We start from the raw sequence: 12,482 nt of genomic DNA, 5'->3' as shown, positions 1-12,482 counted from the left end.
TCAATTTAGTCAGAACTACGCTAAACCTATCGCAGTAACCAGAAAAAAAGCAGTGTAATAACCAGAAAGGATACAGCTAAACGCGTAAGAATGATCATTACTCCGTTGATGATCAGGAACAGTGAAGTTTTGATATTCGCATTTGGGATTTGTTTTCCAAGGATCCTAAAAATTGCAATTCTCAGAGCACGTAAGCTTTTCTGCTCTAAGTTGGGGATACCTATGATGTCGCTTAACAAATAATAGCCATCTGTACGTAACCAAGGAAATAAGTTCACAACTATCAAGACAATGGAGGTAACAAATATCATTGCTGCACTATCTTTGAGAAAGCTATGTGAGAGGAAGGGCCAGCTCACTATAGCTATGGCCGCTGTGACAGCATTGGCTATTGGTCCCGCAATTGTCACACATATTCTTTGATAGCGATGCGAGAGTAACCATACGCCACTAACATCACAATAAACGGCTGGTAAAAAATAAAGAAGCATGAAGCCAACCTCACGAACCCGTCCCCCAAAATATGTGTATACCAAACCATGTGCCACTTCGTGTAATCCTATTACTCCTGTCAATACCAGCATATATAAAGGTATCAGATACCAAAAAGGCAATAGTGTCCAACGACGGTTCCACCAATAGTGAAATAAATCTGGTCCGTTAATAAAACCAGCTATAGTTCCTATAAGTATTAAGAAAACGCAAAATACCATACTTGGTACTAATAGTGGTTTTATAAACTTGAGAGTTTTCTCGAATAAGCGCCCTGGCTGAAAACGTAGCAATCGTAGTGCGAAAAGAGATTGCTTGGGTGTAGTTACTCGTGATCCTACAAGTAGTCCTGCTCTTTCCAGTTGTCGAATAAACTTACTTATAGTTGCAATAGAAAGATCTTTTCCCATCTCTGCTTTGAATATTTGCTGCAATTCCGCAAAGCCTATTTGGCCGTTCAACTTGGAAAAAACAAACCATTCTTCTGGTCCTAGTTGAAAAGTTCTACCGGACTTTTGATCGTACACAATCCAAAGTCTGGTACCACGCTCATTCTTATTTGTTATGATTAGATCTGAACGGACAATAGGAAGCTGTATGGTTTGTTCAGTCATAGCGTTCACTTCTCTTCTCAACATTTTTTAATATGTAACGTATATCGATGCAGCCCGGCTCTTGGGCTGGACGAAACTATCTTTAAAGGACCCCCATAATTAGAGGGTAATCGTATTCGGTATCGACAGCTGGCTCGGCACCGTCCGATCGCGCGAAAGGAAGAGCCGTTTCCACTTATCCAATCCAGAAGATGTTCTACTCCGTAACCATCCAAGTTCCCTACTTCCCATTTTGTTTGTATATTATCAGCATAGCGAATGGTCACTGTTACAGGAGGCAAAATTGACTCCGCACGTTTTGTAACTGAAGTGGGCCAATAACCGGTGTTTTTTACTGTAAGCTGAAGCTCTATTTGATGATGATCAAGCCAATTCATCTTACAGTCTACAAGTCGTACAAGAGGCAATCCTTCAGCTAGTTTGAGAACAAAACTAATAAAATGTTCAACCTCGTCCTGTAGCAAGCGGGAGTTGGGGGGTGGGTTTTCCAACGCGAACTTGCGGTTTATTCCACCAATTTCCACCATGCCCAAATCTGGATGATGGAATGGCCGCCATGAACGTACAGCATTTGGTATATTATCAGTCAACCAATCGAGAAATTTCTTGTTCTCTTGTTCGGAACGCGGAATCATAGGATCAACATAATTGCTTACTACGCCTGCTTTTCTAAGAGGTTCCCATAACTCGACCGCCATTGCAAGAACTCCGCACTCTTGGTAAAGCCAGTCCACAAAAGTACCAGCACGACTTCCCAATGCTGCTGGAGAGAACTTCCATCCAGGTATACAAGGATAGCCAAGGGTGTCTTTGGCGACTTGAGCTATATAGTCATATAATATTTGGTCACCTGATGTAAGAGAATCTTCGGGATTAGCAAAGGGTGTTAAAATAACCCCTGCCCATGTATGTAAACTAAGAGCAAGACCAATGTTAGGATGGGAACGAATGAATTGCGCAACTGCCGCAGTTTCAGGTTCCGATAGAGGATTAGGACCACTGCTATAACTAGTAACAAATTGGTAGGGAAAATTACGATTTAAATCAACGAATGAATCAAATTCAGTCTTGGCGTGGGTATGATAGCGCCCCTCAGGAAACAAATCATAAAAGGGCCCCGAATCACCAGGTTGCCTAGGTACCATTAAACGGGAATCAAGAGTGGAAATACGCCATGCACCTGCTGGATTTGGTACTCTCATTTCCCTGATAATTCCGTCTCCATCTATGTCTTCCAGAAAAATCAAACCTGCTACTTCATAGGCTACACTGTTATTGCCTCGAGGGTAATACGGTGTGGTTAGATATGTATCTACTGCATCTACACACCATCGAGGCAGAATATAAAAGACTTTATGTATCAAGAGTTCTTGAATACGCCTATCTTTGCTCCAACCTTGCACTAATCTTGCAGCTAGATTGAGACAAGCGGTGGAACCCAAAACTCCACCAGGGTGCATATCACCATCAACCCAAATTCCAGATTTAGCAGTATCTGGTGTTGACGGTTCCGTGATTGTAAGGAGAAGCAGTGGTCGCCCAGAACGGCTGTACCCAATAACTTCAGAACGATACACTCTATCTGATATAGCTACCAAATTTTCTATTACACCCACCATATCATGCCATTTGTAATATTCATTCAGATACATTTTCTCTCTTTACCCCCCAGACCTGAACACTCTCTTTGAAGCGCTTCACATCCAAATTAAAAACCTTTCCACCTTACTACGCAACCATGTCAAGTTTTTACCAGCTCTCCCTTTGAGTACCACGGGCATTACAAAAATGAAACACTTTCAATTAATCATGAAAACATTAACCAATTTCGCTATATTTATCACTTTGCAAATAAAAAGTGTCAAAAATAAATTAAAATAGTGAATAAAGAGATATTAAAATTTATTTCATTGTTATTTTTCTAGTTCGTTAATTTATATTTATTACTTGACAAATGAATTCTATCAATCGTATGTCTGATTCACAACAACAAAAATAAGTCATTATTAGTTAAAAAAAAAAAAAAAAAAAAAAAAAAATTCTCATTATTATAATTTATCTCCTGTTTTTATATATTTAGAAAAACTTACAAATCATCTAATTGAACAAATCTCATTATTGAAAAAATATAATGTATATGCCCAAGAATATTTCAATAAATCAACGTCTAAATCATTAAATTAAAAACCTGGCTCCTATAATTACAGGAGCCAGGTCAAATAACACTTTATTATTTCTTTGCTTTGAGAAAAGCAGTCTAAAAGAGAACTTGTTTTTTTACTCCACTTTTACATCTATAACTTTTCTTGCCTTTTCTACTTTCTTTGGAAGTTCTATAACTAAAACTCCATCACTAAATTTAGCTTTAATTTTTTCAACGTCTACATAGTCAGGTAATGCAAAAGAACGTTCAAACTTTCCTTCAGCTCTTTCAACTATTTTGTAGTTTTTACCTTTTTCTTCTCTGTTAAATTTCCTTTCCCCATGAATTGTTAAGACACCATCTTCAACAACTATCTTAACATCTTCTTTTTTCATTCCAGGAAGTTCGGCCTCGATCACTACTTCTTTATCAGTTTCGTATGCATCAACTCTTGGATAGAACGAATAATCTCTTCTTACTGGTCTCATAAAGTCTTCAAATATTCTGTCAATCTCTTTTTGTAATTCTGCAAATGGTTCAAAAAAGTCTCTTCTTGCTAACATACTCTCAGCCTCCCTTCCTTTGTTTTTATTTTTTATTCTTATTGATTACCTGCACTTTGTGAATCCTGGTTGCCGGCCTGTTGTTTATAAATATATTCACCTATTTTATTCTTCTCTCTTTCAAGTTCATCAAAGAGCATTTTAATTCTTGGTATATCATTTTTATTAATAGCATCTCTCAAATCTCCAGCAAGTGTTTGAAGTTTATTTTTCAAATCCTCTGGAACTTTATCACCATATTCTTTCAATGATTTTTCAATGTAGTATACCAGTTCATCCGCTCTGTTCTTTAGCTCCACTTCTTCTTTTCTTCTTTTATCCTGTTCTTCATACTTTTTAGCATCCTCTATTATCTTCTCTATTTCACTTTCACTTAACTTATGTCTGCCTGTAACAACCATTGTTTGTTCTTTTCCAGTCCCCAGGTCTTTAGCAGAGACATGCACTATTCCATCGCTGTCAATATCGAAAGTAACTTCTATTTGAGGTACTCCACGAGGAGCTGGTGGAATCCCCACTAACCTGAAACTACCCAGGAGTATATTATCCGCAGCTATTGGTCGTTCTCCCTGGAATACCCTTACTTCAACTTCTGTTTGTCCATCTTCTGCTGTAGTAAATACCTTACTTTTCTTTATAGGAATCGTTGAATTTCTCTGAATAATTGGTTCAAATAAACCACCTTTTACTTCTATTCCAAGTGTAAGTGGAGTAACATCAACAAGTACTATGTCCTTACCTCTTGCGCCTTCCTCACCTGCAAGAATCGCTGCTTGAATCGCGGCTCCAAGCGCTACCGCTTCATCTGGATTAATTCCCTTATTGGGTTCCTTTCCAAAAATTTCTTTGATAAACCTCTGCACCATTGGAACACGTGTCATCCCACCAACTAATATAATTTCATCAATATCTTCCGGTTTCAATTTAGCATCTGACAGAGCTCTTTCTATAGGTTGTCTTGTCATTTCTACAAGGTCTTTAGTTAAAGATTCAAACATTGATCTTGTCAATCTTATTTCCAGGTGCAAAGGACCTTCAGAAGTCGCTGTTATGTAAGGAAGACTTATATCAGTTTCCATTTTACTCGACAATTCTATCTTGGCTTTTTCTGCAGCATCTCTCAACCTTTGAAGTGCCTGTTTATCTTCCCTTAAATCAACTCCATGTTGCTTTTTAAATTCTTCTGCAAGCCAATCTATAATTCTCTGATCGAAATCATCTCCACCGAGGTGATTATTACCAGAAGTTGCAATTACCTGAATTACTCCATCACCAATTTCTAAAATTGAAACGTCAAAAGTTCCACCACCAAGGTCATAAACCAATACCTTTTCTTCTTTCCCTTTCTTATCAAGACCATACGCCAGAGCAGCTGCCGTTGGTTCATTTATAATCCTGAGCACTTCAAAACCTGCAATAACACCTGCTTCTTTTGTGGCCTGTCTTTGGGCATCATTAAAGTATGCAGGACATGTAATAACAGCTTTTTTAATCTCCCCACCTAAATATTCTTCCGCATCTCTTTTAAGTTTTTTTAGTACAAATGCGCTTATTTCCTGTGGGGTGTATGATTTATCATCGATACTAACTTTATAATCTGAACCCATCTTTCTTTTTATAGATTTAATAGTTCTGTCCGAATTAAGAATAAGCTGTCTTTTTGCAGGTTCACCAACGAGAATTTCTCCTGATTTTGTAAAAGCTACTATTGAAGGAGTTGTTCTTGAACCTTCTGCGTTTGGTATAACCTCTGTAGAAGAATCTGGTTTCATCCAGGCTATTACGCTATTTGTTGTTCCAAGATCTATTCCTACTACAAATTCTTTTTTCTCTGCCATTTCTTTCACCTCCCATTTCATATTATATGATATTAGCACTCTCTTGTCAAGAGTGATAAATATAAAAAATAAAAAACGGATGAGCTCATAAATACTGCTCATCCGTTGTGTTAACATAAATATTACTTAAATGTATAGCAATCGTTACCCATAAATGTAAATTGCTATCTCTGCTTTCTTGTTAGCTTAACAGCGGTTCCATACGCAAGCATTTCAGCGGCTCCTGACATTACAGAGGAGCTTCCAAACCTTATGCCTATTACTGCATCTGCTTCCAATTTTTCAGCTTCATCTATCATTCTTTCCAGAGCTTTGTTCCTTGCTTCAGTCATCATCTCTGTATATGATCGTATTTCTCCACCTGCAAGTGTTTTAAAAGCAGCTGCTATATCCTTCCCTAAATGTTTTGAGTGCACAATATTTCCTATCACAACTCCCAAGACTTCTGTTATCTCATAACCGGGAACATTTTCTGTTGTTGAAATTATCATCTTTTCACCTCCTAAATTTCTTTCTTCAAAAACACCTGATAGCTGATGATTAAAATAATAACTGTCAATAGCAAAAGCATAAATGAATAGCTAACATTAATTCCTTCACCTTTTAATATATCAGTTCCAAGTATATACGTATATGTATTCAAAAATTGGAGCGGTTTTAAAAAACCTAACGCTGTAGTTCCACCCAGGAATACTACAGAAAATAGTATGGGTTTTACCTGATCGTTAAAAACAACGGAAAACATATAGGTAACACTATACCAGAACATTCCTCCCAGAATCACATGAATCATAAACTGAAACAGATAACTATAATTCAACTCTTTAGAAAAAATTATTGAATATATAGCGGGAAGAATCGAAAAAAACACTATTTCTGCCAGCAAGATTATAGAACTTACAAACAATTTATTCACAAAAACACGCTGCCGTGAATTTCTTGTAAGAAGAAATTCTATGGTGCCACTTTCATATTCTCTTGAAAACAATGGAAAGGCAAAAATTATGGCTATTATAGGGATAAACTGACCAAAATTTTTTCCAAACCACTGTGAGTATATATAGAATTTCCAATCTTTTAGATTCTCAACAAAACCTTTTCCTATAAACTTTTCAACTGCCTCTGCATTTTCACTTAGCATATTAATCGTCACTTTTTGAAGTGGTGCAATAACAAAGAATAATCCAGTTATAGCAATTAACAAGACTATTGATCTTACTTTAAGATCAAGTAGTTCTTTTCTCATTTTTTTGCCTCCTTTATCCAGTAATATATATCTTTTATTACCTTTTCACTAACATGACCTTCTTTAAAATATTCATAGGGATTAGGAACTCCTTTACCCTCTATAAACAGATGATTCAAACCTGGATAAACCTTTATTTTCAGATCAGGAAAATATTTTCTGTAAATCTCCTCTTCTTTTTTTGTTACCTGATAATCTCTTTCCCCAAATAGCAAAAACGCGTTAATACCTCTCAGATAATTAATAGGATTGTAATTCCTTAAATCATAATAGTACTTTACAGTAGCACCGAATATAATTTCAGATTCATCCATCACTTCTTTTCTCAATTTATCTATTTTTTCCAGCAATTCTTTGTTAATATCCTGAAAATTCTTTAAATAAATAAGCTGATCGTACATAAGATCTTCTAAATTTCTTGCAGGAGGTGCAAGCAACACAACACCATCTATGTTTTTATTTTTATTGGCAATATAAGGAGCTATGTACGCTCCCAAACTGTGCCCCAATAAATATATATTCTTTACATAGTTCAAGTTTTTAAGATAATTAATTGCAGCGTTCACATCATCGATTATTTCTTCTTTCACAGTTAATTTTTCTATGTTCATTTTACTTCCCAAAACATAAGTTCTTTTGTGAAATCGTAATGTTACTACACCATTTGTAGATAATCCGTAAGCTATATCTTTAAATATTTTGTTTGGACCTATACTCACATCCATATCATTGGGCCCAGAGCCTGAAATAAGAACAACAGCCGGAAATTTGCCTTCACCTTTTGGAATAGTAAGTTTACCTGGTAGTTTATATTTTCCTATCTGGACATCTTTTTCAACAAACTTATCTTTGTCCACATATTCCGGTAATCTGTATAAAATCTTCTCATCAGCTTTTTTGAAAAATAACCCGGATATTTCTCCCTTTTTATTTACACTTATAGTTATTAATGCATTTTCCTTTTCAAAATTACACGTAAAAATATAAACTTCATATTCTCCTTTTGTCATCGCATTCACTTTTAAAATCTTTTTATAATCTCCAAATAATAAAATGACATTTTCCCAGATATTTTTTAATTTATTTACATCGAGTTGTTTTCTCATTATTTCATCAGACATGTCATAAGCCGCACGAAAATTTTCTTTTGCTAAAAATTCAAGATACGTAAATGCTTCATCCTGAAATTTAAAAGAAAATCCAAAAACTTGTGTTAACAATATAACTATAAGTATTATCTTTTTCATTCTGTTTCACCTTCCTTTCATAAGAAAATGAATGTTATAAATTCGCGGTTCTTTTATCAGTTCTTACAATCGCTTCAAATATATTCTCAAATGTCACAGGTTCTATTTTGCCTATGGCTTTTTCTTTCAATGTAATATAGACATTCTCTTTTTCCGTTTCTTTAAAAAGGTAACCTTCCACATTTTCATTTTTGCCTACCACACACGCCACATATTTTTCTTTAAGATTATCAAGAAAATCCAGCTCGAGAATTTTTCCATGATTCATAATCGCTACTACATCCGCCACCTTTTCCACCTCTGGTAAAATATGACTGGTATAAACTATTGTCTTTCCTTCTAAAGACATTTTCCGAACTAATTCAATAACTTTTGAACGCATTAATGGATCAAGACCCCATGTTGGTTCATCTAAAAAATAAATATCCACATCTTCTGCAAATACAAGCGATATATAAACCTGCGTAAGCATGCCGTGGGAAAGATTCGCTATCTTTTCTTTTAAAGAAATCTTAAAGTCATTAATTAATTCAACAGCCTTTTCCTTCCTGAACATTTTAGAAATGTTCTGAGTAATCTCTATCATTTTTTCAACAGTTAAATATTTATAAAGCTCTTTTTTCTCGGGCAAATAAGCATAAGTCCCACCAAGATAAATTTTTCCAGAATCTTCTTTTCTCAAACCGAGTATGCATTTTAGAGTGGTAGTTTTACCGGCACCGTTTGGACCCAGCAAAGCAAAAATCTGGCCTTCTTCCACCGAAAAACTTATTTTGTTTACAGCTAACTTTTTTCCATAACTTTTTGAAAGTTCTTTAACCTGAAGAATCATCTAAATCCCTCCCATAATATTTGCTAACCAGTGATAATACTTCTTCATAAGTAATACCAGCTTGCTTGCATTTTTTTAAAATTTCTTCCAACTCTTTAATAATAGAAAATTCAAAAGATTCGAAACTTTCAGCATTTACAATGTAGCCTTCTCCTCTTATAGATCTCAGTACTCCTTCACGAACAAGTTCTCTATACGCCCTTGAAACTGTATTAAGATTTACCCCTATATCACCTGCCAGATTTCTAATTGATGGCACAAAATCTCCTTTTTTCAATTCGCCCTGAATTATCATTAACTTTATCTTTTCGGCTATCTGTCTATATATAGGAATGTGTGATGAAAAATCTATAGAAAACCACATTGTTTTTACCTCCCAATCTTATTACTGTAATATTATACTATTACAGTATACATATTGTCAAGTCTTCAAGGCCCTGTTTCAAAAATCGTATAAGAATAAGAAAAATGAACTTGAAATATACAATTTTTTTATGAATTTCATGTGAATTTATGCGTTTTATCTAATTTTACATGGAATTATATAAAATTTGTATATTTTTATATGATTTTCTATGAAATTTGTAATATTAATACATAGCTTTGTAAAAAGAAAAAAATACGCCACATACAGGTTGTACAATAAAAACTTTATTAGTGCCTGTATCCTTGCCATGTCATCTCTGTAGGCATATACATATCCCCCAAGCTTTGTTTTTATGTTTCCAAATAGTCCTTCTATTTCGTTCCTTTCTTTGTATTCTTCATAATCTACATCCACTCTACTCTTTTTCTGATCAATTCTTATGGGAAGCAGTATACAAGTTCGAATATCTTCTTTATATTTTTCTTCTTATAGCAAGGAGATTATATCATCTTCCTTGCTTTTTTCTATGCCTTCTTCTACCTATTTTGAAACAAGCACGGTTTTCAGTGATTTCTATGAAATAGGTTCTAAACTATTTTTCATATCTATCGTTCTACGCGAGATTAACAAATAATTAACCTATTCGTTTTGATAATGTGATTATATAAATGATAAAATACACATGAATCAAATATCTCCTTTTAAAGTATTGTAGCTTTATTAAAATAACATCAAGCAAGGGATATTTATGAAGGCATCTGTAAAAATGATATTTGTTTTATATATGAATTTTCTTGTAATAATAACTTATGGAAACCTCACAGTTTTGAATGAAAGTGTTACTTTTTTTGAAAAATCAGAAACATCTGTTTTACTCTTGACAGAATATAATCAAAGTCCGCCGAATATTTTAAGAGAATGCAATGAATCTATTACTGAACCATTAAAGCAATGTATATGTACTGAAAAGAGATATATACCCGGGCATATGGACACAACATGTATGGCTCATTGTACTACAGGTTGTGAGATTGCAAGGATTAAAGGGAAGATAGCATATTATGCATGCATAGCTTCTTGTCATGTAGCTTGTTGGGTTCCAGGAAATTATCAATGTTTTAAAATAGAATGTAAAACAATTTATCCCTGTAATAGCAATAATTGAAATCTATGATTCTTTTTGGTGTTTAAATTAGCCAATTAATGTATTATACAAACAGAGGAAGGGTTTAAATGAAAAAAATATTAATAATTTTAGGTTGGTTAATTATTTCGATGGTTAGTATAGCTCAAAACACAACGTTTATTGTTGGAAAAAGCATTGGATATATAGAAAGTATTCAGAAAGCGATCAACAAAGCAAGTAATGGTGATATAATTCATATAAAAGAAGGTGTTTATAAAGAAAACTTAAAGATAATAAACAAAAATTTAAAAATAGTAGGCGAGTCCCCAAATGTTTGGATTAAAACCAAGCCATTAAAATCCTATTCTATAAAATATCCAAATATATTTATAGAGAATTCCAGAGTCGAATTTAATGATTTATCAATATTTGCAACAAACACAACAGCCATTATAGCAATAGACTCAACAGTTATTTTAAAAAACATGGAAATAGTTTTAGGAGAAAATTCTATTGGTATTTTCACAGATTCAACTGACAGTGCGACAAAGATTCATAATTCAGTTGTAATTTTTAACGTTCGTATAAATGGAGCAAAGAAAACTAAACCAGTTAATTCATCTCAACAAATTACATTATTTAATAACAGAGGAATAATCACAAAAGGAAAAACTCGACTTGATGTTTATAAATCTCATTTTTCTTATTTACAGGTAGGAATTTCAGCTATGAATAAAAAAACTATAATAAGTAACTCGAAATTTTCCAACAATATTGTTGGATTAGTTTTATCAGATGGAAATTATTTGATTGTATCTAACACGTTTCAAACGATAGACAGGGGTATAATACTGATGGGAAAGTCAAAATCTGAATTTTTATACAACTCTTTTATTGAAAATAATATAGACATTTTTATACTCCAAAGAATATGTAATAGTTGTCCACACTCGAAACAATTTATCGGGAATATAGAAGGAATATTTAATTATTCAAAAGATGAATTCGTCATTTTACCAGAAAACTTTGATTTACCAGATTATTTCATAGGTAAATAAAAAACATTTTAGTTTGGTTTCTATACTTTGAAACCAAGCTATTTTTACATTTTTAATTATTGATTTATATCGTCTCTCATTCCTATTTCATTTAAAATAATAAAGTCTTTATCTCTCCAGTTTCTTTTTACTTTGACATGTAAATCAAGATAAATTTTTTGATTTGTAAGAAATTCCAGTTCTTTTCTTGCGTCCTGGCCTATTTTTTTAATCATTGAGCCTTTATGACCTATGATTATTCCTTTCTGACTATTTCTATCCACATATATGTTTGCCCTTATGTAAATTACATTATTTTCGCGTTCTTTTATCTCTTCAACAATCACAGCAGTGGAATGGGGGACTTCCTCATACGTGTATTGAAATATTTTCTCTCGAACAATTTCTGAAGCCATAAATGCAAATGGTCTATCAATCACCATATCTTCCGGATAAAATTGTGGCCCCTCAGAGAGATGATTTTTTATCACATCTAAAAGTTCTTTTATGCCTTCTCCAGTGACAGCAGATGTCTTTATAACACCTATACAGTTTTCAAGTTCTTTTTCAACTACCCTTGATAACTCCAGCAATCTTGTCTTGCTTACAAGATCAATTTTGTTTATAACTCCTATAGCTTTTGTTCCAGATTTATTTACATATTCAAACACAAACTTTTCCGGTTTCTTTATGCCATCTTTTGCGTCCACCACAACCAGCACTATATCAACACCTTTTAAAGCTGTTACCGCTGCTTTAACCATATATTCTCCCAATCGATAAAGAGGTTTGTGGATACCAGGAGTATCCACAAACACTATCTGCGAATTATCATCTGTATATATAACATTTATTCTATTCCTTGTCGTCTGGGGTTTATCAGAAACTATCAATATTTTCCTTCCCAGAATTGCGTTTACAAGGGAAGATTTTCCAACATTTGGTTTTCCTGAAAGTGCCACAAAACCTGATTCCAT

At 33.9% G+C, this 12,482-nt stretch carries 13 protein-coding genes; 2 read left to right on the top strand and 11 right to left on the bottom strand.

Annotated features, from left to right (window positions below; genetic code table 11):
- Positions 1-26: 26 nt before the first annotated feature.
- The 10 genes from JYK00_RS05915 to JYK00_RS05870 form a co-directional block, all read right to left on the bottom strand.
- On the bottom strand, positions 27-1,106 hold the full coding sequence (locus JYK00_RS05915; protein ID WP_207566004.1) for a site-2 protease family protein: 1,080 nt from the start codon (positions 1,104-1,106) through the stop codon (positions 27-29).
- Positions 1,107-1,123: 17 nt separating this feature from the next.
- Complete coding sequence (locus tag JYK00_RS05910; RefSeq protein ID WP_207566003.1) at positions 1,124-2,758, bottom strand: M14 family zinc carboxypeptidase; 1,635 nt, start codon at positions 2,756-2,758, stop codon at positions 1,124-1,126.
- 625 nt (positions 2,759-3,383) lie between these two features.
- Positions 3,384-3,812: an Hsp20/alpha crystallin family protein gene (locus tag JYK00_RS05905; RefSeq protein ID WP_207566002.1), complete on the bottom strand. Its 429-nt coding sequence runs from the start codon at positions 3,810-3,812 to the stop codon at positions 3,384-3,386.
- A 38-nt stretch (positions 3,813-3,850) separates the two neighbouring features.
- A complete protein-coding gene (gene dnaK / locus JYK00_RS05900) occupies positions 3,851-5,650 on the bottom strand; it encodes a molecular chaperone DnaK (RefSeq protein WP_207566001.1) in 1,800 nt (599 codons plus the stop codon).
- A gap of 164 nt (positions 5,651-5,814) precedes the next feature.
- Entirely contained in the window at positions 5,815-6,141 is a 327-nt protein-coding gene (locus tag JYK00_RS05895; RefSeq protein WP_207566000.1) for a YbjQ family protein, read from the bottom strand.
- A gap of 11 nt (positions 6,142-6,152) precedes the next feature.
- On the bottom strand, positions 6,153-6,896 hold the full coding sequence (locus JYK00_RS05890; RefSeq protein WP_207565999.1) for an ABC transporter permease subunit: 744 nt from the start codon (positions 6,894-6,896) through the stop codon (positions 6,153-6,155).
- Positions 6,893-8,143, bottom strand: coding sequence for an esterase EstD (estD, locus tag JYK00_RS05885; RefSeq protein WP_207565998.1), 1,251 nt, complete (start codon positions 8,141-8,143; stop codon positions 6,893-6,895). The genes JYK00_RS05890 and estD overlap by 4 nt, the downstream gene beginning before the upstream one ends.
- 34 nt (positions 8,144-8,177) lie before the next feature.
- On the bottom strand, positions 8,178-8,975 hold the full coding sequence (locus JYK00_RS05880) for an ABC transporter ATP-binding protein (protein ID WP_207565997.1): 798 nt from the start codon (positions 8,973-8,975) through the stop codon (positions 8,178-8,180).
- Positions 8,959-9,339 (bottom strand): GntR family transcriptional regulator, encoded by a 381-nt coding sequence (locus tag JYK00_RS05875; protein WP_207565996.1) that lies wholly within the window; start codon positions 9,337-9,339, stop codon positions 8,959-8,961. Before JYK00_RS05875 ends, JYK00_RS05880 begins: the two co-directional genes overlap by 17 nt.
- Before the next feature lie 156 nt (positions 9,340-9,495).
- Positions 9,496-9,756, bottom strand: coding sequence for a hypothetical protein (locus JYK00_RS05870; protein ID WP_207565995.1), 261 nt, complete (start codon positions 9,754-9,756; stop codon positions 9,496-9,498).
- Between the two features lie 334 nt (positions 9,757-10,090).
- Between JYK00_RS05870 and JYK00_RS05865 the strand changes: the two genes are divergently transcribed.
- Together JYK00_RS05865 and JYK00_RS05860 are read left to right on the top strand one after the other, a co-directional pair.
- Positions 10,091-10,507, top strand: a complete 417-nt coding sequence (locus tag JYK00_RS05865) for a hypothetical protein (RefSeq protein ID WP_207565994.1) — start codon at positions 10,091-10,093, stop codon at positions 10,505-10,507.
- A 68-nt stretch (positions 10,508-10,575) separates the two neighbouring features.
- On the top strand, positions 10,576-11,526 hold the full coding sequence (locus JYK00_RS05860; RefSeq protein ID WP_207565993.1) for a right-handed parallel beta-helix repeat-containing protein: 951 nt from the start codon (positions 10,576-10,578) through the stop codon (positions 11,524-11,526).
- 56 nt (positions 11,527-11,582) lie between these two features.
- Here the strand turns inward: JYK00_RS05860 and era are convergent, their stop codons facing one another.
- A complete protein-coding gene (gene era / locus JYK00_RS05855) occupies positions 11,583-12,482 on the bottom strand; it encodes a GTPase Era (protein WP_207565992.1) in 900 nt (299 codons plus the stop codon).

It is taken from the genome of Thermosipho ferrireducens (assembly GCF_017358165.1).
In the GTDB taxonomy this organism is placed as follows: domain Bacteria; phylum Thermotogota; class Thermotogae; order Thermotogales; family Fervidobacteriaceae; genus Thermosipho_B; species Thermosipho_B ferrireducens.
The sequence above is the reverse complement of the archived record's forward strand: the minus strand, read 5'-3'. Positions and strand labels throughout refer to the sequence as shown.